Annotated in this window: 31 protein-coding genes, 1 tRNA gene and 1 pseudogene; 13 read left to right on the top strand and 20 right to left on the bottom strand. The window is 39.2% G+C overall.

The genetic code is table 11. The features are described 5' to 3' along the window. The first annotated feature begins 256 nt into the window (after positions 1-256). Complete coding sequence (locus E3E24_RS04260) at positions 257-1,336, top strand: DUF354 domain-containing protein (protein WP_167885800.1); 1,080 nt, start codon at positions 257-259, stop codon at positions 1,334-1,336. Here E3E24_RS04260 and E3E24_RS04265 read toward each other — a convergent pair. Further along, entirely contained in the window at positions 1,316-1,879 is a 564-nt protein-coding gene (locus tag E3E24_RS04265) for a stage II sporulation protein M (protein WP_167885801.1), read from the bottom strand. The two genes, E3E24_RS04260 and E3E24_RS04265, sit on opposite strands and share 21 nt — an antisense overlap. Continuing rightward, a complete protein-coding gene (locus E3E24_RS04270; protein ID WP_167886042.1) occupies positions 1,872-2,156 on the bottom strand; it encodes a lipoate protein ligase C-terminal domain-containing protein in 285 nt (94 codons plus the stop codon). The genes E3E24_RS04265 and E3E24_RS04270 overlap by 8 nt, the downstream gene beginning before the upstream one ends. Before the next feature lie 71 nt (positions 2,157-2,227). Here E3E24_RS04270 and E3E24_RS04275 point away from each other — a divergent pair, with 71 nt between their 5' ends. Next, complete coding sequence (locus tag E3E24_RS04275; RefSeq protein ID WP_167885802.1) at positions 2,228-4,171, top strand: arginine--tRNA ligase; 1,944 nt, start codon at positions 2,228-2,230, stop codon at positions 4,169-4,171. 21 nt (positions 4,172-4,192) lie between these two features. Here the strand turns inward: E3E24_RS04275 and E3E24_RS04280 are convergent, their stop codons facing one another. Continuing rightward, on the bottom strand, positions 4,193-4,597 hold the full coding sequence (locus tag E3E24_RS04280) for a hypothetical protein (protein WP_167885803.1): 405 nt from the start codon (positions 4,595-4,597) through the stop codon (positions 4,193-4,195). Between the two features lie 117 nt (positions 4,598-4,714). On the opposite strand from E3E24_RS04280, the gene E3E24_RS04285 reads away from it, so the two are divergent. Continuing rightward, positions 4,715-5,599, top strand: coding sequence for a dihydrodipicolinate synthase family protein (locus E3E24_RS04285; protein ID WP_167885804.1), 885 nt, complete (start codon positions 4,715-4,717; stop codon positions 5,597-5,599). Here the strand turns inward: E3E24_RS04285 and prf1 are convergent. From prf1 to E3E24_RS04300, 3 genes are all read right to left on the bottom strand, one after another. After that, a complete protein-coding gene (gene prf1, locus E3E24_RS04290; RefSeq protein WP_167886043.1) occupies positions 5,579-6,826 on the bottom strand; it encodes a peptide chain release factor aRF-1 in 1,248 nt (415 codons plus the stop codon). The genes E3E24_RS04285 and prf1 overlap by 21 nt on opposite strands. Positions 6,827-6,907: 81 nt before the next feature. Beyond that, positions 6,908-7,144, bottom strand: a complete 237-nt coding sequence (locus tag E3E24_RS04295; protein WP_167885805.1) for a pro-sigmaK processing inhibitor BofA family protein — start codon at positions 7,142-7,144, stop codon at positions 6,908-6,910. A gap of 4 nt (positions 7,145-7,148) precedes the next feature. Continuing rightward, positions 7,149-7,715, bottom strand: a complete 567-nt coding sequence (locus tag E3E24_RS04300; RefSeq protein WP_167885806.1) for a hypothetical protein — start codon at positions 7,713-7,715, stop codon at positions 7,149-7,151. Between the two features lie 166 nt (positions 7,716-7,881). Between E3E24_RS04300 and E3E24_RS04305 the strand changes: the two genes are divergently transcribed. Next, positions 7,882-8,172: a MazG nucleotide pyrophosphohydrolase domain-containing protein gene (locus E3E24_RS04305; RefSeq protein WP_167885807.1), complete on the top strand. Its 291-nt coding sequence runs from the start codon at positions 7,882-7,884 to the stop codon at positions 8,170-8,172. A gap of 99 nt (positions 8,173-8,271) precedes the next feature. Further along, positions 8,272-8,790, top strand: coding sequence for a hypothetical protein (locus tag E3E24_RS04310; RefSeq protein WP_167885808.1), 519 nt, complete (start codon positions 8,272-8,274; stop codon positions 8,788-8,790). Between the two features lie 86 nt (positions 8,791-8,876). Here E3E24_RS04310 and E3E24_RS04315 read toward each other — a convergent pair whose 3' ends face one another. Continuing rightward, on the bottom strand, positions 8,877-9,059 hold the full coding sequence (locus E3E24_RS04315) for a class III signal peptide-containing protein (protein WP_167717417.1): 183 nt from the start codon (positions 9,057-9,059) through the stop codon (positions 8,877-8,879). A gap of 113 nt (positions 9,060-9,172) precedes the next feature. Here E3E24_RS04315 and E3E24_RS04320 point away from each other — a divergent pair, with 113 nt between their 5' ends. Beyond that, positions 9,173-9,739, top strand: a complete 567-nt coding sequence (locus E3E24_RS04320; RefSeq protein WP_167915694.1) for a hypothetical protein — start codon at positions 9,173-9,175, stop codon at positions 9,737-9,739. Here the strand turns inward: E3E24_RS04320 and E3E24_RS04325 are convergent. From E3E24_RS04325 to E3E24_RS04335, 3 genes are read right to left on the bottom strand one after another with little or no spacing between them, the layout of a single operon-like run. Continuing rightward, on the bottom strand, positions 9,725-10,954 hold the full coding sequence (locus tag E3E24_RS04325) for a site-2 protease family protein (RefSeq protein WP_167885810.1): 1,230 nt from the start codon (positions 10,952-10,954) through the stop codon (positions 9,725-9,727). The two genes, E3E24_RS04320 and E3E24_RS04325, sit on opposite strands and share 15 nt — an antisense overlap. Before the next feature lie 33 nt (positions 10,955-10,987). Continuing rightward, positions 10,988-11,392: a DUF126 domain-containing protein gene (locus E3E24_RS04330; RefSeq protein ID WP_167885811.1), complete on the bottom strand. Its 405-nt coding sequence runs from the start codon at positions 11,390-11,392 to the stop codon at positions 10,988-10,990. A gap of 10 nt (positions 11,393-11,402) precedes the next feature. Continuing rightward, positions 11,403-12,563 carry an aconitase X catalytic domain-containing protein gene (locus E3E24_RS04335; protein WP_167885812.1) on the bottom strand — a complete coding sequence of 387 codons (1,161 nt, stop codon included), beginning with the start codon at positions 12,561-12,563 and terminating at the stop codon, positions 11,403-11,405. Between the two features lie 188 nt (positions 12,564-12,751). Between E3E24_RS04335 and E3E24_RS04340 the strand changes: the two genes are divergently transcribed. Continuing rightward, a tRNA-Met gene (locus E3E24_RS04340) sits at positions 12,752-12,829 on the top strand. A gap of 31 nt (positions 12,830-12,860) precedes the next feature. Here the strand turns inward: E3E24_RS04340 and E3E24_RS12795 are convergent. Further along, positions 12,861-13,337 (bottom strand): LAGLIDADG family homing endonuclease, encoded by a 477-nt coding sequence (locus E3E24_RS12795; RefSeq protein ID WP_346766013.1) that lies wholly within the window; start codon positions 13,335-13,337, stop codon positions 12,861-12,863. Positions 13,338-13,404: 67 nt separating this feature from the next. Then, the gene (locus E3E24_RS12800; protein WP_240912153.1) at positions 13,405-13,704 is read right to left on the bottom strand and encodes a hypothetical protein; all 300 of its coding nucleotides are present in this window, start codon (positions 13,702-13,704) and stop codon (positions 13,405-13,407) included. 169 nt (positions 13,705-13,873) lie between these two features. Between E3E24_RS12800 and E3E24_RS04350 the strand changes: the two genes are divergently transcribed. The 5 genes from E3E24_RS04350 (at position 13,874) to E3E24_RS04370 (ending at position 17,774) form a co-directional block, all read left to right on the top strand. Then, complete coding sequence (locus tag E3E24_RS04350; RefSeq protein WP_167885813.1) at positions 13,874-14,329, top strand: 30S ribosomal protein S15; 456 nt, start codon at positions 13,874-13,876, stop codon at positions 14,327-14,329. Between the two features lie 31 nt (positions 14,330-14,360). After that, entirely contained in the window at positions 14,361-15,779 is a 1,419-nt protein-coding gene (locus tag E3E24_RS04355) for a DHHA1 domain-containing protein (RefSeq protein ID WP_167885814.1), read from the top strand. Continuing rightward, complete coding sequence (locus E3E24_RS04360) at positions 15,769-16,014, top strand: KEOPS complex subunit Pcc1 (protein ID WP_167885815.1); 246 nt, start codon at positions 15,769-15,771, stop codon at positions 16,012-16,014. The genes E3E24_RS04355 and E3E24_RS04360 overlap by 11 nt, the downstream gene beginning before the upstream one ends. Before the next feature lie 18 nt (positions 16,015-16,032). Continuing rightward, complete coding sequence (locus E3E24_RS04365; protein WP_167885816.1) at positions 16,033-16,635, top strand: 30S ribosomal protein S3ae; 603 nt, start codon at positions 16,033-16,035, stop codon at positions 16,633-16,635. Between the two features lie 83 nt (positions 16,636-16,718). Further along, positions 16,719-17,774 (top strand): SPOUT family RNA methylase, encoded by a 1,056-nt coding sequence (locus tag E3E24_RS04370; RefSeq protein ID WP_167886044.1) that lies wholly within the window; start codon positions 16,719-16,721, stop codon positions 17,772-17,774. 61 nt (positions 17,775-17,835) lie between these two features. Here the strand turns inward: E3E24_RS04370 and E3E24_RS04375 are convergent, their stop codons facing one another. The 4 genes from E3E24_RS04375 to E3E24_RS04390 form a co-directional block, all read right to left on the bottom strand. Next, positions 17,836-18,549 carry a TIGR00297 family protein gene (locus tag E3E24_RS04375; protein WP_167885817.1) on the bottom strand — a complete coding sequence of 238 codons (714 nt, stop codon included), beginning with the start codon at positions 18,547-18,549 and terminating at the stop codon, positions 17,836-17,838. Between the two features lie 108 nt (positions 18,550-18,657). Then, positions 18,658-19,107, bottom strand: coding sequence for an Lrp/AsnC family transcriptional regulator (locus E3E24_RS04380; protein ID WP_167885818.1), 450 nt, complete (start codon positions 19,105-19,107; stop codon positions 18,658-18,660). Positions 19,108-19,338: 231 nt separating this feature from the next. Beyond that, the gene (locus E3E24_RS04385) at positions 19,339-19,629 is read right to left on the bottom strand and encodes a MazG nucleotide pyrophosphohydrolase domain-containing protein (protein ID WP_167885819.1); all 291 of its coding nucleotides are present in this window, start codon (positions 19,627-19,629) and stop codon (positions 19,339-19,341) included. Positions 19,630-19,657: 28 nt separating this feature from the next. Next, on the bottom strand, positions 19,658-20,035 hold the full coding sequence (locus E3E24_RS04390; RefSeq protein WP_167885820.1) for a metalloregulator ArsR/SmtB family transcription factor: 378 nt from the start codon (positions 20,033-20,035) through the stop codon (positions 19,658-19,660). Between the two features lie 171 nt (positions 20,036-20,206). Here E3E24_RS04390 and E3E24_RS04395 point away from each other — a divergent pair, with 171 nt between their 5' ends. Continuing rightward, entirely contained in the window at positions 20,207-21,046 is an 840-nt protein-coding gene (locus E3E24_RS04395; protein ID WP_167885821.1) for an ATP-dependent Clp protease proteolytic subunit, read from the top strand. On the opposite strand, the gene E3E24_RS04400 is transcribed toward E3E24_RS04395, so the two are convergent. From E3E24_RS04400 to E3E24_RS04415, 4 genes and pseudogenes are all read right to left on the bottom strand, one after another. After that, positions 21,047-21,415: a Mov34/MPN/PAD-1 family protein gene (locus E3E24_RS04400; RefSeq protein WP_167885822.1), complete on the bottom strand. Its 369-nt coding sequence runs from the start codon at positions 21,413-21,415 to the stop codon at positions 21,047-21,049. Then, positions 21,399-22,007, bottom strand: coding sequence for a hypothetical protein (locus E3E24_RS04405; protein WP_167886045.1), 609 nt, complete (start codon positions 22,005-22,007; stop codon positions 21,399-21,401). The genes E3E24_RS04400 and E3E24_RS04405 overlap by 17 nt, the downstream gene beginning before the upstream one ends. 48 nt (positions 22,008-22,055) lie before the next feature. Further along, a pseudogene (locus E3E24_RS04410) lies at positions 22,056-22,449 on the bottom strand (RidA family protein). Between the two features lie 120 nt (positions 22,450-22,569). After that, the gene (locus tag E3E24_RS04415; protein WP_206204949.1) at positions 22,570-23,364 is read right to left on the bottom strand and encodes a DUF2666 family protein; all 795 of its coding nucleotides are present in this window, start codon (positions 23,362-23,364) and stop codon (positions 22,570-22,572) included. Between the last annotated feature and the right edge of the window lie 80 nt (positions 23,365-23,444).

Consider the following 23,444-nt stretch of genomic DNA (forward strand, 5'->3'; position numbering starts at 1 on the left):
GGTTTTCCAGGTAACGATTTCAGAACTCTATATAAGTTGCTTGCCATAAAATTTTGATTTCAACAAATATATGAGCATTTTCTCCTAAAATTTGCTAAAAATAACCTCTTAGAGAGGCTAAATCATTTGATGAAAATGTAATAAACGTTAAAACATTGAAATCAACGATAAGAAATCTTAAAAAACAAGTTCTCACAACCGTTTTACGGAAACCCTTTTAATGGACAGAGTTGCTCATTATATTAGGTGGGAGTGTATGAAGATATGGATTGACATTGTAAATTCACCTCATGCTCACTTTTTCAAGGGTATAATTAGAGAGCTCGAGAAGAGGGGTCATGAAATTTTAGTTACAACGAGAGAGTTTGACGGACTAACTGACATTCTTGACATGCTTGGAATTGAATACTACGTTGTTGGTAAGCATGGAGGATCAACCTTAGAAGGTAAGCTTATTGCAAGTGCTGAGAGGCAGTATAAACTTGCGAAGCTGATAATTGAAGAGAAACCAGACTTATGCATTTATAAAAATTCCCCCGAAGCTCCAAGAGTAGCTTATGGGCTGAGAATCCCAACGATTGGGTTTGTTGATAATGACACTTCAATTCCTGTTAACAAACTCATGCTGCCATTCACAAACAGAGTTATTTACCCAAAAGCCATTGATGCCTACGACTTAATTAGATGTGGGGCAGATGCAAACTCTTTGAGACCAATTAATGGATTTCCAGAGCTAGCCCACTTGTATGGGTTTAAACCAAATACAGCACCTTTAAATGAACTTGGACTTGAGAAATACAACTACATCGTTATGAGGACTGAGCCAATAAAAGCAAACTACTTCAACGGAGATGCAGAAAAAAGCATCCTTGAGGGCATAATTCCTCTTCTCCCAGATCTTCCAATAGTTCTGTTCCCGAGAACAGAGGAGCAGGCAAAGAGGTTTGAGCGCTTCGAGAATGTTATAATTCCAGAGCATGTAACAGACAGCCTAAGCCTCCTTTACTACGCAAAGCTCATGATCGGAGCTGGAGGAACTATGAACAGAGAGGCATTAGCATTAGGCACTCCAACGATTTCAACGTATCCCGGGAAGCTTTTGGCAGTTACAAAGTGGCTTATAAGTCTAGGAATTAAACACCACTCAACTAATCCAATTGAAGTTGCAAGCAAAGCGTGGGAGATGATCAGAAAGAACGGTGCGTATCGGAATTACATTCGCAGTGTTGTTTCCGCTCTTGATAATCCAATTGATGTAATGCTGGAAGAAATAGAAACGTATGAGGAATTCGGAACTTTCACTCCGCTACAAAACTCAAAGGTTATAACCAGCTAGCCGTGGAGTAATATAAGCTTCAATAAACGCTGCAATTAAAAGCAAGAAAATTGCTATACCGAGCATTTTTATCGCTATTCTAAATCCTTTTCTAAATCTCTCCCCAACAGTACCCTCTCCCTTAATAATCTCTAAATACCATACAATTCCGCCTAAACCCGCGATTGCAAATGCGGGGATTTCAACGATTCCGTGAGGCACAATTGAGAGCAAGATTTTTGTTAAGTTTTCGCCTTGGAGATATGAGTATTCCACAACAATTCCAACTAAGAAGCCGTTAAAGAAGAGAATCCCTAACGGCACAACACCGAACAATACACCGCCAAAAGCTGCTAAAATTGCCACTCGTGTGTTGTTTAGGAATATCAGTTTGAAAAGGCTGAAGCTGTCTTGGATTCCATCAAGCTTGCCACTAAAAATCTGTTTTAAATTTGAGAATAAATTCCCTGCAAACTGTGGATTTAAGACCGTAAAAACTATCCCTAATGAAACTCCAATCAAAAATGTTCCAAGGAGAGCTAGGAAAATCTTGCTCTTATTCATTTTCTCCCCTCAACGCATTCTTTAGCGCTATTTTAAAATCTTCAACATTTATATAGGGCATTTCAACATCTAATCTCATTGCAAAAAACTCATCAATTATATGCTCAAGCTCTTCAAGTTTATGTCCTTCTAATTCCTTTTCGAGCTCTTCAATGGTATTCTCTGGATATACGAAGAAATCTCCAGTAATTTTGACGCTCTCTGCAATTCCATCCCTTTCCTCAATCTCAAACCTTATCAGTCCTTTCTTTGCTTTATGTTCTCCAATTCTCTTCATTGTCCTCACGTAGGAATGTGAGGCGGAGAAGTTTTTAAAGGTTAAGCTCAATTCACGTTAGGTGGTGGCAGATGGCTTATGATGACATAAAAGAAGAAGTAAAATCAATCCTCGAAAAGAGGATCAAAGACATGCTTGAAAAAGAGGGAAAAAGTTGGGAGGGTGAGATATTATTTGACGAGACACCAAGTATGGAACTTGGCGATTTTGCAACTACAGTCGCTTTCCAACTGGCGAGAGTTTTTAGAAAGGCTCCTCGTTTGATAGCTCAAGAAATCGTAGAAGGAATTAAGAATGAGCTACCAGAGTACATATTGAAAGTTGAAGTTGCAGGAGCAGGTTACATAAACTTCTTCCTCGATTACGAAAAATTTGGAAGGCTCATCACAGAAGAAATCATAACAAAAAGGGAAGATTATGGGAAGAGCAATATTGGAAAAGGAAAGAAAGTCATTGTAGAGCACACCTCAGTAAACCCCACTAAGCCACTTCACATGGGGCATGCAAGAAATTCAATTCTTGGAGATACTATGGCAAGAGTCATGAAAGCCTTGGGATATAATGTTGAAGTCCAGAACTACATTGATGACTTGGGAATCCAGTTTGCTCAAGTTCTATGGGGTTATTTAAATCTAAAAGAGGAGTTTGAAAAAATCAAAGCCGATATCGAAGAAAAATGTATAAAAGAAAACGTCATAGACCATGTCCTTGGTTTGCTCTATGTAGAGGTCCATAAGAGAATGGAAGAAAATCCAGAAGTTGAAAAAGAAGTCAGAGAACTCATGAAAAAGCTCGAAGAGGGAGATAACGAAATAGCAGAGCTTGGAAGAAGATTAGCAGAGGAAGTCGTTAAAGCACAAATGCAAACAACATATCGCTTGAACATTGCCTATGATTTGCTGTCATGGGAGAGCGACATAGTGAGGAGCGGTATCTTTGAAGAAGCTTATGAAAAAATAGAACAAAATGAGCACTTTGAATGGGCTAAAGAAGGGAAATATAAAGGAGCATTCATAATGAAGCTTGGTGACCTTTTCCCTGACATGGAGAATCCAGATATGGTTCTCATAAGAAGCGATGGAACTGCCACCTACACTGGAAAAGATATAGCATATCACATGTGGAAGTTTGGGCTTGTAAGTGCAGACATGCTTTACAAGATTTGGGACAGGGTAATTTTTGAAGGAAGGGAACATGAGACATGGACAACTGCAAAAGACGGCAAATCGATGCCCGGAAAGTTTGGACATGCGGACATCGTTATAAACGTCATCGGCGCTGAACAGAGGTATCCTCAAAAAGTTGTTGCTTATGCACTCAAGCTCCTAGGCTACGAAGAGGCTTACAAGAACTTCCACCACTTGGCTTATGAGCATGTGGTAAGGCCAGAAGGTAAGTTCAGTGGGAGGAAAGGAACATGGATTGGATTCACTGTTGATGAAGTTGTAAATGAAGCCGTAAAGAGGGCAAAAGAACTTGTTGAAGAAAAGAACCCCAACTTATGCGAAGAAGAAAAGAAGAAAATAGCAGAGGCTGTAGGAATCGGAGCAATAAGGTACAACATGCTCAAATACTCCCCAGAAAAGATAATAACATTCCGCTGGGAGGATGTGCTCAACTTTGAGGGCGAAAGCGCCCCCTATGTTCAATACGCACATGCGAGATGTGCCTCAATCCTGAAAAAAGCTGAGGAAAAGGGAATTACCTTAGAACTCGAGAAGCTCTTAGAGAATGCGGACTTCTCAAACCTCGACAAAAAAGAAAAAGAACTCATAAAACTGCTCTCAAGATTCCCAGAAATAGTTAAGGAAGTAGGAACAGAGATAAAGCCCCACCTTCTAGCTTGGTATGCTAATGAAGTTGCAATGGTGTTTAACAAGTTCTATATGGCACTGCCAGTGCTTAAAGCAGAGAAAGGAATACTTGAAGAGCGTTTATTATTGGTTATGGCAACAAAGCAAGTCCTAAGGAACGTGCTTAATTTAATGGGAATAGAAGCTCCAGAAAGAATGTGATTGTTCATAAATTTTCCTTCTTTATATAGCTCTCTTTTCTTTCCAAACTACTACAATACCACTGAATATCAGCAGAAGAGAAATGATGTAGCTTTTTAGGCTAGGATGCTGCCTCAACTCAGCATATACAATGCATTCTCTCTCGCTTTCAACTTCAATCAAGTGCTCACCTTTAAGCCGAGAAGAATAAGTCGTGAATTCTCCAATTTCTTTTCCATCAATTTTGAGGTGAAAAGGTGCATCTGAAGTTAGTTTTAATGAAACATCGCCATTCAAATAAATGGCATCTGTAAACTCATTGTCTTCATTCAATATCATTTGCTCATGTGAGCCATACCCACTTACAACCACTGGATATATAGTAAGAAGAAATATCAGATACAAAACACCAAACAATGAGAGCGATACACCTAGAAGTTTTCTCATGCTCTCACCTATTTTGATTATCATTATTTGTCTATATAACTTTTACTCAAAAATCGAGTATTACCGAAATTTGGAAAACCCTAAATAGGACAAAAACCAAAGGAATACGGTGAGTTTATGAAGGGTGTGATAGTCCCGTTGGTTACTCCATTTAATGAAGACTATTCACTGGATTTTCAGGCTTTAGAGGAACACATAAATTACCTCCAAAGAGTCGGGGTTCATGGAATTTTCATAAACGCAACTACTGGAGAATTCATAAGCTTAACCAAAGAAGAAAGAAAGCTTCTAGCTGAAAAAGGACGGGAACTTGTGAACGCATCGTTTTACCTAGTGGGAACAGCCTCAACAAACACTTTTGAAGTTATAGAGCTCACAAGACACGCTGAAGATATTGGTGCAGATTATGTAGTGATCGCTCCACCATACTACTGCCCCTTAAATGACGAAGCCCTCTTCACTCATTATTCACTGATTGCTGAGAAAGCAGACATTCCAATAATTCTCTACAACATTCCAAGCTGCGCGAATCCTCTGAGTGTCCCACTGATAAAAAAGCTAGCCCTTGAGTATGATAACATAGCTGGAATTAAAGAAACAATAGATAGCATAAGCCATGTGAGAGACGTTATCTTTGAGGTTAAAGGAGAGAGAAAAGACTTTAAAGTGTTTACTGGTTTGGATCATCACTTTCTAAACACACTAATTCTGGGAGGCGATGGTGGAATAATGGCGTGTGCAAACTTTGCTCCTGAAATTCATCTCAAGCTTTTCAAGGCATTTGAAGAGAAAAAGCCCGAGATGTTTGAATATGCCAAAAAGCTGGCAAAACTTTCCCAAATTTACAGCTTGGCATCTTCTTTCGGCTCTGCAATAAAGATTGCAATGCAGCTTAGAGGATTTTCAATAAAGCCAGTATTAAGACCTCCATATGTGATGGATGGAAAGGAAACAAGGGATAGAATAAAAGAGCTTCTAGCTTCACTGGAGCTTATACCTTAAGAATGCTCCCAGTCCACCAAAGGCTTTATAGAACTGCTGTCCTTCCTCGGTGTCAAGCGAAATGATCTCAACGTTAGCTCCTATTTCTTCCGCCATTTTTATTAGCTCCTCGGCAACGTCCCACTTCTCAAAGCTGATGTTCTGGCTTCCGCACTTTGGACATGTCTTAAGCTTCCTCTTGTAAACTTCAAACTCCTGCTCGCTCATTGTTTTAAGCTCTTCCCAGCCGCAGTTGTTACATTTAGCTTTGGCTCTAACTTTGTCATATCCTTCGCTTATCAATAATGTATCAACGGCTCCAAGCTCCAAAGCCTTTCTAACCTCCTTTTCACCATAGGTTATCAGTCCAGTGTCTTTAACTAGATGTCTGAAGAAGTCCTGGACAAGCTTTTTCTCCTTAATTGCTTCGTGTTCCGATAGAATGTCGCTTGCCTTTTCAACGAGCTCCCTCAGTCCATATTCTCCATGGTAACTGATGTCAACTACACCAATTATCTTTTTCCTGAGCTCGTGATGGAGGTAGTCTCCTTCAATGAACTCTTCTTTCGTTGGTCCAGGGCCACCAATGATAATCCCTTTGAGCTCTCCTTTCTCTAAGAGAGGGAGAAATGCCTTATTAGCGTGTTCTCCAATTCTTTTCATGAATTCGTGAGTCTCTTGCTCTCTAATTCTCTCGTATCTTCTTGCAGACTGACCACCAGCTCTTGTCTTTCCTGGAACGTTGGATGTGAGTTCATCGACAACTTCAATTCTCTTTCCTCTAAGGATTCCTATAGTTGCCTCGTTTTTCTCAACTGTTATAAGGCCATAAGCCTCTTTAACACGAAGCATCTCTTCCAATGGTTCTGTAACAAAAGTCTGATCACATCGATATAGTCTAACTTTTAGAGGCTCTGGTGGGATGATTGCAAATACCCTAATGTCGCTAACCCCTTCTTGCTCGCTAACGTTTCCGACAAACAAAGCTAGCCCAGTTGGTGGTGTCTGTTTGTAGAGTTTTAAGTGTTGCATTGCTCTTTCCAAAGCTCCAAGGACATTCTTTCGAGTTGATTTTGACTTAATATTCTGGGCGGTTCCATACTCCTCTCTAAGCTGCTGCATGACTTTATTGAGATCATAACCTGCAGGGATATACAGAGAGACAAGCTCAGTCGCTCGCCCTCTAATTTTTTTCAGTTCCTCAACCTTTTTCTTTAATTCATACATTTCAGCTGAAGTGTGAGACATGAGCATCACCCCAAAACTGCTCTCGCTAACGACTTAAAAGAATTCGAATTTATAAAGATTTGGTCATAAAAAGGTAAAAGGCTAGATAAAAGACAATACCAACAAAATGAAAACTCCAACAACTCCGCCCACAGCTATTATCAAGAGATTAATGAGGTTCAGTTCAATGTGGGCAACGCCGAGGAAATTGATTATGCCTACTAAAATCAATCCTACTATTGTGTTCATTGCCATCCACTTTAATATCGCCAGCGTCAGCTTCAAAATCAAATAGCCAGCTAAAATCAACAAAACCAAAAATATCAACCACTGCAGCATTTAATCACCTCTCAAGTTCTCTTAATGCATCCTTTGCTATTTCTCCAAGAGGTATCCACTTCATACCCTCAAACGGCAGAATAACTTTCTCTTGAACATTCACAAGCTCTTCAACATACGGCTTGAGTTCTGCTAGCTTGAATTCCTTAATCATCAAAGAGGCAAATGCTTTGTCATTTTTGTTTCCAGACATTAGGATATCCCTAATCTCATCAATAATTTCCCCTTTGTACTCGATAAACAACTCGGGATTTTCTTTCATTAGGAATCCAAGGAATATCATTGCGTTTTCTTTTACGTAGGAGTTCCTTGACTTGACAAGATCGAGGAACTTAAGAACATAATCTTTCTTGAGATTCTTGATAACAACATTTTTATCTCGTTCAAGGATGCTTGTAAGAGCCAGCAAAGAATCCCCAACAATGCCGGGATTTCCCTCGTTAAGAAGCTCAAAGAGAGCATTGAGGATTTTCTTATCCCGCGATGCCTGTTCCACTACCCTCTCAATCTGATTGCTTTCAAGCATCTTTCTGACTTTATCCTTTTTAGAACCGAAGGAAAATAATCCCATGTCACTCACCAACGCTCTTTTTAAGAAATTATGCAGGCAAAGGTTAAAGCTTTTTTGCATAGTTAACTTTAAAACTCAAAAAGAGAGGTTAATTTAGGCAATGAAGAGAGCGAATTGCACTGAAAGATGATGAACCTCCACTTCGGAGCCCTTGAGAGGTGATAAAATGGAGATTAAAGAGTTCCAGCAAATGATAAAGGACATATATTTTCATAGAGATTCAAAGAGGGGACTAGAAAGAACTTTCTTATGGTTTGTCGAAGAAGTTGGTGAGCTTGCTGAGGCTTTGAGAAAAGGAAAACAAGAAGACATGGAAGAGGAATTCGCCGATGTCCTTGCATGGCTTGTAAGCTTAGCTAATTTGGCTAATGTTGACCTTGAAAAAGCAGCCCTCAAGAAATATCCTGGTGTTTGCCCCTACTGTAGAAAGAGTCCGTGTGAGTGTGAGAAGGAGTAGCACCTTAAGGTTGTCATAACTGTTGTTAGGAATATAAGTACTAAGCGAAATTGTTAAATACTACATCATACCACTAATGTCTTTAGGTTGGGAGGCGTCATGAGAAAAGGACAAGGCTCCTTAGGATATCTCTTTCTCATAGCTGTTGCAATTATAATTGTTGCTATCGTGATTAAATACAGCGAACCTGCGGTAAAAGAAGTTCCCATTACAGGGATTATATACATTGATCCCGAGGGTTCTGCAAAGACAGAAGAAACAGACACAAAAATAGCATGGCAAGCAATGTATAAATATCCACCTGAGTGTCGCCCAATTGCTGGAAATCCATATTGTGATTTTTATGTCACTGTAAATTTGAAATACTACAAAAGTGGAAGATACCAGGGAAAATACAGAATAGACGTCTATGTTGCTGGGGATGCTGAGAAAATAAAGAAGATTAAAGTTCAGCTCTGCAATGGATGGGAGTATACTTGGAGCGAAGAAGAATTTGACTATAATAACCCCAATCTCAATGAGCATAACAAAGCAGTTAAAGTGAATGGCAAAACATACTTTGATCCCGGTGATTTAGAGTTTCCATGTCAAGTTATTATAATGGCGTGGATGAAATAAAAACGATACAGTTGCTAAATGGGTTACTATTAAGTTCAACTAATAATCGATAGCTAAAAGGTAGATAAAAAACAAAAATTTAATTATCACTTTGTAGCATTTTGTATAGACTGATTTACAAGTTCTGTTAACTTTGAAGCACTTTGGTTAACGACTTCACCAGTTGACTCCCCAGCACCTCTTAAGTACTTCAGCACAATCGCGATTATAATCAATGCTGCAGCGATCATAAACAAATACTCAATTGCACCCTGAGCCTTCCTCCTCATAACATCCACCCCCATTGACGTCTTTCATCAATTTTAATAGGAAAAAGGTTATATATCTTTTTGCTCAAATCTGAGACGATTATACGCAATAATGATTATTCAAGGTGTCATAAATGGTATTAAAAATTTTCCAATCGGAATCTGCAAATATTGGAGAATGTCTAAGTAATATTGAAGAGGATTCAAAAAGAGAGTTTCTAAAAACTCCAGGTAAAATAGAAAAATCAAAAATTTTCCTAAATTTTGGAGCTTTTATGAACATTACAATTGCTGTGGTTATTGACGAAACCCAACCAGCAGAAAAAGGCATAATAACCGCATACACAAGTGGAAAAAATAAAAGAGATGCAATGAAGAAACTTCAGGAGATTATCAACAAACAGATAAAAAGCTCCATGGAAATTGTTGATTTTGAAGTTGGAACTTATACAACACCCGTAACAAGAAGAACATATGCGGTGGGAATTGTTGTATACAACATTCCGGAGCAAGAGATAGTTCTTAAAAAGTTGAGCATAAAAGAAAGAAGAAGAATCCTTGCCAGAGCTTTGGAGCTGTTCAATTACAATCCAAAAGTGCTGAACATCTCAGAGGTCGCAAGAACCTTTGGAGTGTCCCGTGACTCCATTTACTATGACATAGAGCAGATACTAAAAGAAAAGAAATCAGCGGGTAGCTAATGGTACAGGCGTTGCAGAGAGTATGAAAATCATAAGAGCTATGACTGCTAGTATTTTTCTTTTTGTAGAGACGGGACTAACTTCATCTAGCGCTCCTGGATTGCCTATTCTGCCCATCAAAAGTATAATGCCTCCCCATACCAGCCAGCCAACCCAGAGATAGCTTAAAACAAGTAGTGCAAAACCTAATCCAAAGGTTAGATATGCATGTGCCTTTTCATTTAAAAAAGCCCTAGCTATGTGTCCTCCATCAAGTTGAGCTGCTGGGAACAAATTTAGGAATGTTACCAGAATTCCCACCCAGCCCGCAATTGCGACAGGATGAAGCTGAAGAACTACATTGCTACCAATATCACCGTAAAAAACTTTGTAAAATATCTCAAACAGCAGGTTAGTCCCAAAATAAACTGCACCCTCCATTTCTTGAGGAGAAACTGGGACTACCACGGAAAGCTTCAGCCCGAGTATGGAGACAGGTAGGGCCACCAAAAATCCAGCCAAAGGTCCGCTTACTCCTAAATCAATGGCAGCATTTCTTGTTGGAATGGGGGACTTAACTCTAATTACTGCTCCCATTGTCCCTATGAATGAAGGAAATGGAATAAAGTATGGAAACGTCGATTTTACTCCGTGCAAAGTTGCTGCTATTTTGTGCCCCATCTCATGAGTTCCAAGGATTGTCATTATGCTTATAGAGAAAGCTAAAGCATTGAGGTAGATGTTTCTAATGCCCGGAAGGTTGTACTGATCCAAGGTTTGGACATAACCCAAAGACAGAATGTAGCCAGCACCAAAGGTACTTATCAGAGTTGCTATGAAAAGAATTATCCCAATTAAAGGATTCTCTTCTTTTATAGGCTGCGCAGGAAACACATAAAGAACGATCTTTCCATTTCTCCTTTTCAGAGCTGCCCAATAACCTAAAACTTCAAGCTCTTTTAACACTTTTTCAAAATTCGTCTCCTTGATTGAATAAACTTCAAATGCTATCATATTTGCATCTTGTCTGAGAATGCTCCCAATTTCATAAAATTCCCTAATTTTCCGCATTAACTCCTGAGGAACTTGCTTCTCCGAAGCCTCAAGCTCTTCAGTAAATCCTACAAGAACCATATCACCACCGCAGTGAGGACAAGCATTCTCAACCAGTGGTTCTGTAGAATCTCTAACCTCCCTATGGCCGCAGTTGATGCACTCGTAAATTCCTTTCGGCATTTTTTCACCTTACCTTTCTTTTTGGACAATCATTTAAATGTCTTCCTCTTCGTGGATTATAACTTCCCCCTTATCAGCATCAACCTCAATGATTTGGCCGCTCCTAATTTTCTTTATATCAATCTTATCTACCATAGGAATTTCTGCAATTATTGCACCAGTTGCCACTATCGTCTCGGCATCTTCAACTACAATGGCTTTTGGGGCAACATTGTTCTTTTTGAGCTGGTAAATAACATAAGAACCAACAGTTGAGCCCTTGCCCCTTGGGAACACAAGGATTTTATCTTTAACACTCTCCCCCTTTATGTCGCTCTCAGCATCAGTTACAATGCCCGTTCTAGGATCAATTCCACCCAAAAATGAGAGCGGCTTTTGGGAAACCAACGCAATCCCTTTTGCCTTTCCTTTTGTTATCTTTCTCCCTTTGAGCTTCATTGCCCTCACCTCATGGAGCTTCAAGAAGCAGCTTATCTGTGTTATCAAGCCTTACTTTTAGTCCAGCCGATGAAAAATAGAAGCTCGCCTTTCCACTGTTCGTTGCAATTCCCCTGTACCAGCTCTCAATTGGTGAGACAATTAGGCATGCATCAACGATTATCCTTCCGTTGTAGCGTTCTATAACTTCAGTATAACCCAAAGAATCTGCCAGATATTTTACAACTCTGCTTGCTGTTATGAAAAGGGGTATTTTCAGCGGTTTTCCACGCATTCTCAAAAGCTCAGCAACTTCTTTTATTTCATGAATTGATGCATGTGGACAGCCAATTAAGATAGCGTCAATTTCGTTCCAATCAGCATTGTATTTCTCTTTAACTTCCTTGAGCTCCTTATCATCAACTTGTATTTTCTCAAGCTTGTCTGTGATGGCAGTTTTATATTCTGGGGTTTCGCTCTCAACATGGTACAAAGCAACTGAACCCGTTGCAGCCATTGAAGCCCCGAGCTCTTTCAAATAATCTGTCTTTTCAGGTTTCAGCCCTTTAAAATAGGGAACATCATTTTTGAGAACATTTCCGAGGTAGTATCCTAAAAAGCTGTAGTCAACAAAATCTTTAACTTTAGCTTGAACTTCAATGATAACGGTTGCTTTTCTATTTTCTTCTAGGTGAAGCCCATAATTTGGTGTTTTTCCAACGATAGCAGCCGCTAGGCTTGAAGGCCCTCCTTCTCTGTTTGTCCTAGCTCCGATAATCGAGTTTGCAAAACTTACGGCAGAACTCTCACTCCAAGCAATATGATCACCAAACTTGGGCAGATTTGCTCCATAGTATGGGGTGCATGTTGAAGTTATTTCAATTCCCATAGCCTTATAAAGCTCCAGAATCTCTCTTTGTTTTTCCATGAACTCTTCATTGCCAATTCCTGCGGGATTTAGAGTTGTATATACACTAACTTTTGCCCCTGCATCTACAAAATCTCTCAAAAATTCTATGCCAGCGTCCCCAATATTTTTATAAGAAACTCCGGCTATTTGGGCGCTTTTGATTGGAATTAACCTATCAGCTCCGTAAATTTCACCGAGAGCAACGAGAATCTCCATAGCTTTCTGGAGAGCATATCCATACTCCCCGGCCAAAATAAGCTCCTCTTCCTTTGTTAGATACATACCATCACCATAAGAGATATCTCATAGGGGTTTAAAGCTTTTACAGTCTCTAAAATGTAGCTTAAGTGGTTGCAAAGGCTTGTTTTGTTATTGAAATTAGTTAAATTGGGCAAAAAAGTTTTGTAGCCCGAGTTCTAAAACAGTAAAGTTTATAAACTCACCATATATTAGTAGGTATCGGGTTGTGCAGCGGGGTGGGGCAGCTAGGAGTGCCCGCCGGGCTCATAACCCGGAGGTCGGAGGTTCAAATCCTCCCCCCGCTACCAGTTTCTTTCTATTAGTAAAAGAGATACGACATTAAAGAGTAAAAGTTCTGCCCGTTACGTAATCCAGATAGCTCTGGAGGAGTTTTTGTTTTCGCTCAATTGTGAATCCAATATCAACGTGAAAGGCACGAATGCTTTGGAGTTTTGATATTCTTATCTCGTAAAGATCTGAGGTGTACCTGTACTCCTTTCCTCGGATTATAGCTTTACTCCCCTTCTTTTTCGTTAACACTATGGTGCTTTCTATTCCAATATCTTCCAGTAGTTCTTTACAAAACCTGAGAAGACCAATGTCATAGTTAGAAGCTGATATGAAAGCTCGCTTTCGTTTTCTATCTAAACAAACACATCCTTCACTATCGAAAAATCCTCTCAAAAACTCTCTTGGATAAAGCTTGGCAATATCAAATAAAACCTCCCTCGGTCTTATCAAGAACAGATATAATTCCTTGCTCGTCGCCTCAACGCTCCATCTTCCACTCCTCGTTGAATCGTTCTCATAATACACCCTCGGATTTAGGCCTAGAGATTTCAACGCTTTAGCGAATTCTTCGGCAAATTCTCTATCGATAACCTTAAAGCCTTATCCTGTACCTGTATCTTTTGTCAGCATTTACACTAGCATCACCAAAATAGACCCCAATAGCATAGGATAAATCTGGAGAAGGTTTTAAGTTCACCTCTTTAATCCTGTTCAGAGGATTGTGCATTTCTTTACACCATCTTATAACAGTAGCTTTTGAAATTTTTACGCCCTTATCTTCTGCTATTGCCTTTGATATCTCAGAGTAGCTTAATCCATTGTTTCTTAGCTCGCTAGCGTATTCCATAATCTCATGAAGTTCCTCTTGATTCAGGTCTTTTAATCTTCGCATGATAATCTAATTGCTTCCAGAATTTTTTAAATTTTTCGTAATTTCTACACCATCAACAATAGTTAACACTCAACAGGCAAAACTTTTTAAACACACCTCGGCAATTCCAATTGGCTATGCCATAAGGGACGGCTGGCGGGAGCTGGCCGTCGCCAAGGAGGTGTTGTACATGGCAAGGATACATGCGAGAAAGAGAGGTAAATCTGGATCAAAGAGACCTCCAAGGACTGCTCCACCAACTTGGGTGGAATATACAGCTGAAGAAGTTGAGAACCTCGTTATAAAGCTTAGAAAAGAAGGTTACAGCACAGCTATGATAGGGACTATTCTCAGAGACCAGTATGGAATTCCAAGCGTCAAGCTGATCACAGGCAAAAAGATAACCAAGATCCTCGAGGAGAACGGTTTAGCACCAGAGATTCCAGAGGACTTGATGTTCCTCATTAAGAGAGCCGTAAACTTAAGAAGGCACCTCGAGGAGCACCCCAAGGACAAGCACTCAAGAAGAGGACTTCAGCTCATTGAGAGCAAGATTAGAAGACTTGTAAAGTACTATAGAAGAACAGGAAAGCTCCCACCAAAGTGGAGATACGATCCAGAGCAAGCAAAACTCTTAGTCCGCTGATTTCTCACTTTTTCCTTATTAAGGTGATATGATGGACAAAAGTGCATTTTTAGAGAAGGTTAGAGAGGGTGCTGAACTAATAAAAATGCATATCGAGTTAGGACACACTATACGCATAATTTCTCACAGAGATGCCGATGGAATAACCGCAGGGGCTATTCTGGCAAAGGCCGTTGCACGAGAAGGAGGAAACTTCCATTTAAGCATTGTTAAACAGCTCAGTGAAGATTTAATCAAGGAGCTCGCAAATGAAAAACAGAAAATTTACGTTTTCAGCGATTTAGGCAGCGGATCAATAAAGCTCATTGAGAAATATCTCAGCGATGCAAGCGTTGTTATAGCTGATCACCACCCACCAGAAGACGGAGAGATTGAGAATGACAACCACATCTTAGTTAACCCAACACAATTTGGAGCCGACAGCGTCAGGGACTTAAGCGGTTCTGGAGTTGCTTATTTTGTTGCAAAAGAGATTAACGAGAAAAACAAGGATTTAAGTTATTTGGCCTTAGTTGGTGCCGTTGGAGATATGCAGGAAATAGATGGGCAGTTCCACGGTATGAACTTGGACATAATAGAGGATGCAAAAGAACTTGACTTGATTGAAATAAGAAAAGAAATCAGACTTTACGGAAGAGAAACGAGGAAGCTTTACCAAATGCTCGCTTATGCCACTAATCCAGAGATTCCAGAGATTACCGGAGACGAGAGAAAAGCCATTGAGTTTCTCAGGGCTAAGGGATTTGACCCAGATATGTACTACTGGCAGCTTAGAGAGGAAGAAAAGAAGAGGTTCAACGACTTAGTTGTCATTCATCTGATTAAACATGGAGCCGGAAAGGAAGTGATTGACAGAATAATCGGCGATGTTGTTTTGATAAAGCTCTACAAAGAAGGCGATTCAAGACATGAAGCAAGAGAATTCGCTACTCTCCTCAATGCTACAGGAAGGTTAAATGCCGGAACTCTCGGAGTAGCTATATGCCTGGGGGATGAAGATGCATTTAAGGCTGCACTAAAGCTGGTTGATGAGTACAAGAGAGAGCAGATAGAAGCAAGGAAATATTTAATACAGAACTGGAACAGCACAGTTATTGAAAAAGAAAATGTTTATGTTTTCTATGCTGGTAGGAATATCAAGGATACTCTCGTTGGTATAGCTGCAAACATGGCAATAAGTTCAAAGCTTGCAAATCCAGAGAAGCCGGTGATTGTTTTAGCAGACAGCGAAGAAGATGATAACCTCATTAAAGGCTCCGCAAGAACTACAGAGAGAGCATTAGCTAAGGGATATCATCTCGGAGAAGCACTAAGAAAAGTTGCAGAGATTATTGGCGGAGAAGGCGGAGGTCATGCAATAGCTGCTGGCATTAGATTTCCAAAGAACAAACTAGAAGAATTTGCAGAGCTTATAAACAAAGCGTTGGGGGAGCAGGCAAATGGAAATTAAAGCCAAAGCAGAGATAATCTGGCAGTACAACGATGGAAAGACTGCTGAGGCAATAGCGAGAGCTGTTGATGTTGATAACTTAAACCTTCCAAAAAATTTAAAGGTTAAAACTTATTGGGAAGATTGTAAGGTCATAACAAAAGTTAAATACTCCGGTGAGATTGAAAGCCTTATAGTAGCTTTGGATGATTTGGTGTTTTCAATCAAGATCGCCGAAGATAGTTTAAAACTGTGAAAGTTAGGAGGTGTTAAGATGGCTAGAGCTAACCCAAGAAAAAAGGCTGCTGCTGCAAGGGATAAGTGGAAGCTTAAGCAGTGGTATATTGTTTATGCTCCTGAGTTTTTCGGAAGTCAAGAAATTGGTTTAACACCAGCAGACGATCCCGAGAAGGTTAAGGGAAGAGTTATAGAGACAACACTCAAGGACTTAACTGGCGATTTCACAAAAGGTCACGTTAAGCTTTACTTCCAGATTTATGACGTCAAGGGCCAGAACGCTTACACAAAGTTCAAAGGGCACAAGCTTGCAAGGAGCTATATTAGGAGCTTAGTTAGAAGAAGAACAACAAGAATTGATGGTATCTTTAATGTTACCACAAAGGACGGCTACAAGCTTAGAGTTATGGGAATGGTCATTGCAATAAGAAGAATTCAGACAAGCCAAGAAAGAGCAATTAGAGAAATTATGAGAAACATCATATACAAGAAGGCTGAAGAGTTACCATTCACACAGTTTGTCCTTGAGGCTGTCACAGGCAAGATGGCTTCTGAGATTGCCAAGGAAGCAAAGAAGATATATCCACTCAAGAGAGCAGAAATCAGAAAGATTAAGGTTCTTGCTGAGCCAGAGATTTGATTTCTCTTTGCTTCCATTTCTCCCTTAAAGCGCTTCTGCTAAAGCTTTTAAGCTTATTCTCCAATTCTCCTTAGGTGATAGCGATGAAACTTTTGATAAAAACTCAGAGAGGAATGGAGGCTGTCGCTGGCAATTACATCAAAGAAGCTTTGGAAGATGCTAAGGTCTGGATTTCACCTCAAGGATATTCTGGATTGATTTTAGTTGAAACTGACGATAAAAATGCAAAAGAGAAGATTTTAGAAATCCCAGAAGTTGAAAGGGTTATCGAGGTCTTACATGAGGTTCCTGCTAGAATTGGAGATATTTTAAGTGTCGCTGAAAATCTTGCCAAGTTTATTAATGAGGGAGAAACATTTGCCGTCAAGACTAAGAGGAGAGGAAAGCACGACTTTACAAGTGTTGATGTAAATGTTCAGCTTGGAGCTAAAATAAAAGAGCTTACAAATGCTGAAGTTGATTTGAGCTTCCCAGATAAAGCAATTTTAGTTGAGATAATCGGTGATAGAGCATATATCTCCATTGTTGGAAAAGAGGAGTGGAAGAAGTACACTCCAGAGAAGACAGATGCAAGGAAGCTTTTCAAAAAAGTCAGCATAGTCCAGATGCCGTACTGGGGAGATTATAAAGCATGCAGAAACTTTGGTGAGAAGATTGGCAGAGCTGCTCAGGCATTTGAAGTTAAAGAGCTAATAATAGCACCGAAAGAAAAAATTGACGGCTATGAGCTCATGGAATTTTTGAGAGGAGTGAAGATTGGGCAAGAGTCAAGGTATCAGATTCAAAGAGAAGCTTACCCATGGAAAATTGAGAAAGTTCCTGTATATGTTTGGGATTTGTACCAAGTGATAAGAGACAAAAGAAGAAACAAGCGTTTGCTTATAATTACAGACCCCAAAGGGCATACTCTAGCTGAGGTTAAAGATGAACTGGCGAAAGACATGTATTACGCAAAGGAAGTTGTTGTGTTCATTGGTTCGCGAGAAGGCATTCCAAGGGGGCTATTTAGATTTGCGGATTACGTTGTTGACTTAGCACCTTATATGACATTTGCAACAGAACATGGAATCCCCGGTGCATTAATAGCACTGTGGACAATTTATGAAGAAGAGCTTAGGAGAAAGGAAGAAAAAGAATAATCAGCCCCTAAGGTCATCATCACCTTTCAGCAATCCGCCTTTTCATCACATTTTTTAATTCTCACACAAGGGCTAAAAATATTATTGCCCCAGCTATTCCACCAGCAAGGGTTGCAATGAAATTCGTGCCGTTGTTATCAACAATACCCTTGTTTTCTAAAGTTGCTCCTACAATGCTATCAATGTTGCACCCAATGAAGCCCCCCAACAGAGTGGCTAAAAATATCTGCCATTTATATTGAGTTACAACCATAGCAATAACTCCAATTGTCATAGCTCCAACTAACGCAAAAATTTCTCCTTGAATTGAAATTGCGCCATTAGCTCCTGGTTTTGCAGGTTTAAAGTTTGTAATCATCCTAGGCTCCTTTCCCAGAACTTTTCCCAGTTCGCTTGCTAAGGTGTCAGCATTTGCCGTTGCTATTGAGGCAAAAGTTGCGGCCCATAGGAAGTCCTGTCTGGTAATATATTCTAAAATTACAAAGATAACAGCACCTAAACCATTGCCAAGAACGTTTCCCCAGCTTCTGATTCCTTTTCTCTCTTGGGCAATTCCACTCCTGAGCTTCTCGGAATACTTATACTTCGTAGACAGCACTCCCATTATCACAAAAACCAACAGAGCTAAAAAGGGATACACTCCTCCAAACTGCAGTATGAAAAGCCCAAGAACAGCTGCCACAATGCTGCCTTTTTTATCCAATGCATGGCCTATATATGCCAAATATCCAAACACAAAAATTATTGCTATTTGAATTGCTGAGATTACTGCCATTCCTGTCACCTTATGTTGCCCACTATTAGGATTTATTAAAATGTTGATAATTAGGGTGCTTTATTATATTTTCCCTCGCTTATTGCCGAAAATTGGATAGGAAAAGAACTAAAGAATCTCAAACTTAACAATTTCTGTGATAAATGTTATATCCATCTTGTCAATGCCCTCTATCTTCTTGGAGATTTCATGGATTTTCTTTTCAATATCCTTCATATCCTTTGGGGCAACTAAGTGAATTACAAGATTGTGTGAACCGATAGCTCTTTCAATAATTTTAATGTCATCATCGTCTTTCAGTCTCTCAATGATCTCATCTATTGGAGCCGCAGGCTTGAGCGTAATCCCCAATATCACATATACATATCCAAGCTTCTCGAAATCGGGGATTATGGTGTACTTTTTAATAACCCCCATCTTTTCAAGCTTTTCCAATCTTCTAGAAATCCTCTGTCTTGTTGTTTTCAGCTGCTCTGCAAGCTCTTTGTAAGTAAGCCTTGAGTTTTTTGATAGGAGGTTAATAAGCTGGATATCGACTTTATCAATTTTAGCTCTCATCAGTAACACCTCAGTATTTATACTCATTTTTGTTTATAAAAATGTTTCGAATCTTATCCAACATACTAGATCTCCTCCAGAACACTGTGGAACACGTTGTTATGTTAAATTTATCGTCACTTCTAGGATCTTGCCCCCAAATAATACCGCAAAGTTACATGAGAACGTAAGTGGTAATATTGTAATTTATCAGATGGTGTAAATTGCACAATTTTCAGTAGTCACATATTCTCATTGCCACCTAAGTTTGTCTCTATTTCGATACTTTGCTATAGAGTTCAAAAGAGCTTTCTCAACATCAATACCATAATAGTTCGCGATACAAAAGAGTGCAAACATCAAATCCCCCAATTCCTCTTCTAGCTTTTCTATGCTCCCTTTCCCCTTAATTTTTTCAAATTTAAGCATTTCATCAGATAGCTCCCCAAGTTCCTCCATGACAGCAGCTAACATCTCAAACGGTCTCCAATACCCTCCAAACTCTTTGATCAGCTTATCAACTTCTTTCTGCAGCTTCTTCATAAAAATTCACCAAAGAGAGCAGTAAGAATTAACTGAACTCTTTCTCCAAAAGCTTAATATATTTCCTAAGCTCTTCAAGATTCGTTTTATAAAATTTTAGCTTTCCTTCTCTCCTTTCATATACTAGGTTCATATCCTTAAGGGAGCGAAGATGATGGCTTATTAAAGTCTGATCTTCTTCAAGTGCTTGTGAAATTAGGCAAACGCACATCCATCTGTTTTTTACCATTTTCAGTATTTTGTATCTAATCGGATTGGAGATGAGCTTTAAAAATCTTAAGAGGTCTTCATTAGTCTCAATGCCAACTTCTTCGTCTAAGTCTACTATCTCACAACTTTGAAGACACCTTTTTACAGTCATCCTCTGCTTTTCATTTAGTTTCTCAATAAGCTCCCTTATCTTCACGCGACCTCACCTAGACTTTAATATGGGGTTAATACTTATAAAATTTTCATGTGAAATTCTTTTTTAACTGAATATTTAGTAACCAAAATTTTTAAAAACATTTTGTTAATATATTGTTTAGTAGTGAAAGGCTAAAAATATCAAAACACAAAAATATTTGGAGGTGATAATTTGGATCCCCTAAGTGGATTTTTAGGTTCGCTGATATGGTGGTTGTTTTTCCTATACTTGCTACTGTGGCCACAAATGCAATACAGACAGCTCCAGCTGATGAGAGCAAGACTTCTTCAGAGATTATCTAGGAAAAGGAATTCCACAGTAATAACACTGATCCATAGACAAGAAAGCATTGGTCTTTTTGGAATACCCTTCTACAAGTTTATCAGCATTGAGGACAGTGAGGAAATCTTGAGAGCTATAAGAATGGCTCCAAAAGATAAGCCAATTGACTTGATTATTCACACACCTGGAGGACTAGTTTTAGCGGCAACTCAGATAGCAAAGGCGTTGAAAGACCACCCAGCAGAAACAAGAGTTATTATCCCTCATTACGCAATGAGTGGTGGAACATTGATAGCTCTAGCAGCAGATAAGATAATCATGGATCCACATGCAGTTCTCGGGCCTGTTGATCCACAGCTTGGGCAATACCCAGCTCCAAGCATAGTTAGAGCCGTTCAGAAGAAAGGGCCAGAAAAAGTTGATGACCAAACCCTAATTTTAGCTGATGTTGCAGAAAAAGCAATCAATCAAGTTAGAAACTTCGTCTATGAGCTACTTAAAGACAGATATGGAGAAGAAAAGGCTAGAGAGCTTGCCCAAATCCTCACAGAGGGCAGATGGACTCATGACTATCCAATAACTGTTGAAGAAGCCAAAAAACTTGGTCTGCATGTAAGCACTGATGTCCCAGAAGAGGTATATGAGCTAATGCAACTCTATCCACAGCCAATGAAGCAAAGAGGAACTGTCGAATTCATGCCATATCCAGTTAAACAAGAGAATAAGTGATTAATCCACAATCTCTATTTCTACCTCTTTTCCATCACTTGTGTACGCTCTTACGTTCCATTTTTCAAAGGGATAAGCAATTATTATATGAATTCCACCAAATTTTGAAAAGAAATGCAAATCGGCCTCTGAAGGCTTCACATAGGGAGCGGGATGTGAATGCACAGTCCCTTTAATGTTCTCGTCATGTGGAAGAAGCCAAGGATCGAAGAATATTGAACGTTTCCCAAAATGTCCTTTTGGTATAATTAAAACCTCTTCAAATACTCCGTTTATTTCCCTTAAAAAACCTCCAAATTCATTTGGATAAAAATCCTTTGCAAGCTGGAGGAGGTACTCAAAAAGCTCTCTTCTAATTTTTACTTTCATTCTTCTCCCTCAGCATGTCAAGTGGAGTATACAATGTAATTCCCTCTTTTCCTCTAACTAGATCACAGGCTTTATCAACTTCCTTTATAATTCCTTTCCAAAGCTCTTCATTTTGCATCTTAAAACTCTCAAAGACAGCTTTTAGCTCTTCTTTTTTTCTAACTATCTCTGGATTTTCTTTAAGCTCCAAAGCATCTTGTCCCTTAAGTTCCTTTCTTAGTATATAAGTGCCTAAAAATGCTGCAGGAAACCTCGATACTGGAAATGATAAAAACAACGCTGATCTCAAAGGAACTTTTTTATACGCCTCCATACTATTCATACCTTCTACAATCACTCCATATTTTTTAGGAATTGATTTCATCCTAGTTAGGAGAACTTTTCTCCCCAGTAGTCCTTTTTTAAGCTCTAATTGAATGTATCCATCTTTTACAAGCTCGGCTAACGTTGCTCCTACTATAGAATAAGCAACATCATAGGCATCATATCTTTTCTGCCACTCAAAATATTTCACTCCCCGCCTAATAGAATTTGTTTCCCTTGCAAAATCCTCGAGAAATAGTAACACTAACACACCAGGGCTCAGCTCCATTTTAACCACAAAAAGAAATAATCAAAAAGGAATATAAGAGTTTCTACTCTACTCAAATGCAGCAATTGCTTCAATTTCTATTTTTACACCTTTTGGAAGGTCTGATACTTCAACAACTGCTCTTGCTGGCTTTGAGTGCCCAAAGTATTCCTCATAGACTTTGTTGAACTCTTCAAAGTCCTTTATATTCTTTAGGTACACCGTAACTTTAATTACATCATCAACCGTTGCTCCCGCTGCCTCGAGTATTGCTATGAGATTTTCAATTGCTTTGCCTCGCTTGCTCTCTTATGTCTCCTTTTACAACTTCACCAGTCTCTGGATTAATTGGTATCTGACCTGAAATTACTAGGAGTTTATCTGGGTTCTCCACAAGAATGGCTTGGCTGTATGGCCCTATTGGTTTGGGAGCGTTTTCAGTAAATATTACACTCTTCTTCATCTCCTCTCACCTCAATAAAATTTTTAGCACTTAAGTAAAGAAAAGAGAGGAGTCAGCGAAGCGAAGAATCTTCATCGCTTTCGCTCAGGTGTCCTCGGCTTCATCATTCCTCTGTTGTTTTTAGCCTTTCTTTTCTAAGTATTTTTCAAGAGGCTTTGCAGGGATATCTATGCCCAACCCTATCTTTTCAAGCATCTTTCTCAAAGCGTAAATTTTTGCATGCTCAACGAATTCGCCGGGGGCATAGTTGTGTGCTGGAAAGTGGAGATATTTATCAACCACTGTCTTTATTTCAACATCACTTTTTGCCTTTTTGATTTCAGCAAACCATCCATCAATGCCTTTTAAATCTATTTTAGCATATATCGGCAGCTTTGCAGTTATAGTCTCGTTTATGCTAGCTAAAAGCCTTGCAACATCAGCTAGAGGGGTTTTCTCATCGATTATTAATCTTTTCACAACTATCCAGCTTCCATGTTTAGCCGTGAAGTTTATGTGATCCTCTTTGTATGGCAGCACTATTTTGAGCTCTTTCATTGATCCTTCGGGATAATAAATGTTAATTTTCCTTGAAAGCGTCTCTCTAACCAACAATGCTTTTGAAACCTCTACTAAATGCTTTTTGAGCTTTTTATCAGTTTCAAATACCAGCTTTCCAAGATTTCTTGAGGCTTTAGGTGATTTTAATGCTTTTATAACTTCCCATAAATCTCCTTCAGCCATTTCCTCAGCTAAGTTCATTACTGCGGCCACATCCATTACATCGGTTAAATATTCGGAAATCTTCATATTCACGGTATTTGAAACACTTGCCAAAAAATGGGCAATATTCTCATCTTCCATAACGAGAAGCTTATCCCCAATTTCCCAATTTTTATGTTTAGCCGTAAACATTACGTGGTCTTCAATCTTCATTTCCACCACCTCTATCTTCTTTACAGCTACCTCTATTTTAGCTTTTCTTACACATAAAATAAAGTTTATAAGATTGTCAC

It is taken from the genome of Thermococcus sp. LS2, assembly GCF_012027375.1.
Taxonomy (GTDB): domain Archaea; phylum Methanobacteriota_B; class Thermococci; order Thermococcales; family Thermococcaceae; genus Thermococcus_B.

What these genes read in the sequence shown, in the direction of transcription:
- E3E24_RS12800 (WP_240912153.1), bottom strand. Translation starts at nt 13,704, where the DNA reads ATGCGAAGATTAAAAGACCTGAATCAAGAGGAACTTCATGAGATTATG.
- E3E24_RS04285 (WP_167885804.1), top strand. Translation starts at nt 4,715, where the DNA reads ATGAAGGGTGTGATAGTCCCGTTGGTTACTCCATTTAATGAAGACTAT.
- E3E24_RS04365 (WP_167885816.1), top strand. Translation starts at nt 16,033, where the DNA reads ATGGCTAGAGCTAACCCAAGAAAAAAGGCTGCTGCTGCAAGGGATAAG.
- E3E24_RS04300 (WP_167885806.1), bottom strand. Translation starts at nt 7,715, where the DNA reads ATGGGATTATTTTCCTTCGGTTCTAAAAAGGATAAAGTCAGAAAGATG.
- E3E24_RS04310 (WP_167885808.1), top strand. Translation starts at nt 8,272, where the DNA reads ATGAGAAAAGGACAAGGCTCCTTAGGATATCTCTTTCTCATAGCTGTT.
- E3E24_RS04305 (WP_167885807.1), top strand. Translation starts at nt 7,882, where the DNA reads ATGGAGATTAAAGAGTTCCAGCAAATGATAAAGGACATATATTTTCAT.
- E3E24_RS04400 (WP_167885822.1), bottom strand. Translation starts at nt 21,415, where the DNA reads ATGAAAGTAAAAATTAGAAGAGAGCTTTTTGAGTACCTCCTCCAGCTT.
- E3E24_RS04315 (WP_167717417.1), bottom strand. Translation starts at nt 9,059, where the DNA reads ATGAGGAGGAAGGCTCAGGGTGCAATTGAGTATTTGTTTATGATCGCT.
- E3E24_RS04385 (WP_167885819.1), bottom strand. Translation starts at nt 19,629, where the DNA reads ATGAAGAAGCTGCAGAAAGAAGTTGATAAGCTGATCAAAGAGTTTGGA.
- E3E24_RS04275 (WP_167885802.1), top strand. Translation starts at nt 2,228, where the DNA reads ATGGCTTATGATGACATAAAAGAAGAAGTAAAATCAATCCTCGAAAAG.
- E3E24_RS04335 (WP_167885812.1), bottom strand. Translation starts at nt 12,563, where the DNA reads ATGTATCTAACAAAGGAAGAGGAGCTTATTTTGGCCGGGGAGTATGGA.
- E3E24_RS04370 (WP_167886044.1), top strand. Translation starts at nt 16,719, where the DNA reads ATGAAACTTTTGATAAAAACTCAGAGAGGAATGGAGGCTGTCGCTGGC.
- E3E24_RS04320 (WP_167915694.1), top strand. Translation starts at nt 9,173, where the DNA reads ATGGTATTAAAAATTTTCCAATCGGAATCTGCAAATATTGGAGAATGT.
- E3E24_RS04350 (WP_167885813.1), top strand. Translation starts at nt 13,874, where the DNA reads ATGGCAAGGATACATGCGAGAAAGAGAGGTAAATCTGGATCAAAGAGA.
- E3E24_RS04295 (WP_167885805.1), bottom strand. Translation starts at nt 7,144, where the DNA reads ATGCTGCAGTGGTTGATATTTTTGGTTTTGTTGATTTTAGCTGGCTAT.
- E3E24_RS04270 (WP_167886042.1), bottom strand. Translation starts at nt 2,156, where the DNA reads ATGAAGAGAATTGGAGAACATAAAGCAAAGAAAGGACTGATAAGGTTT.
- E3E24_RS04280 (WP_167885803.1), bottom strand. Translation starts at nt 4,597, where the DNA reads ATGAGAAAACTTCTAGGTGTATCGCTCTCATTGTTTGGTGTTTTGTAT.
- E3E24_RS04415 (WP_206204949.1), bottom strand. Translation starts at nt 23,364, where the DNA reads ATGAAGATTGAAGACCACGTAATGTTTACGGCTAAACATAAAAATTGG.
- E3E24_RS04360 (WP_167885815.1), top strand. Translation starts at nt 15,769, where the DNA reads ATGGAAATTAAAGCCAAAGCAGAGATAATCTGGCAGTACAACGATGGA.
- E3E24_RS04380 (WP_167885818.1), bottom strand. Translation starts at nt 19,107, where the DNA reads ATGAGAGCTAAAATTGATAAAGTCGATATCCAGCTTATTAACCTCCTA.
- E3E24_RS04330 (WP_167885811.1), bottom strand. Translation starts at nt 11,392, where the DNA reads ATGAAGCTCAAAGGGAGAAAGATAACAAAAGGAAAGGCAAAAGGGATT.
- prf1 (WP_167886043.1), bottom strand. Translation starts at nt 6,826, where the DNA reads ATGTCTCACACTTCAGCTGAAATGTATGAATTAAAGAAAAAGGTTGAG.
- E3E24_RS04405 (WP_167886045.1), bottom strand. Translation starts at nt 22,007, where the DNA reads ATGGAGCTGAGCCCTGGTGTGTTAGTGTTACTATTTCTCGAGGATTTT.
- E3E24_RS04265 (WP_167885801.1), bottom strand. Translation starts at nt 1,879, where the DNA reads ATGAATAAGAGCAAGATTTTCCTAGCTCTCCTTGGAACATTTTTGATT.
- E3E24_RS04375 (WP_167885817.1), bottom strand. Translation starts at nt 18,549, where the DNA reads ATGGCAGTAATCTCAGCAATTCAAATAGCAATAATTTTTGTGTTTGGA.
- E3E24_RS04355 (WP_167885814.1), top strand. Translation starts at nt 14,361, where the DNA reads ATGGACAAAAGTGCATTTTTAGAGAAGGTTAGAGAGGGTGCTGAACTA.
- E3E24_RS04325 (WP_167885810.1), bottom strand. Translation starts at nt 10,954, where the DNA reads ATGCCGAAAGGAATTTACGAGTGCATCAACTGCGGCCATAGGGAGGTT.
- E3E24_RS04260 (WP_167885800.1), top strand. Translation starts at nt 257, where the DNA reads ATGAAGATATGGATTGACATTGTAAATTCACCTCATGCTCACTTTTTC.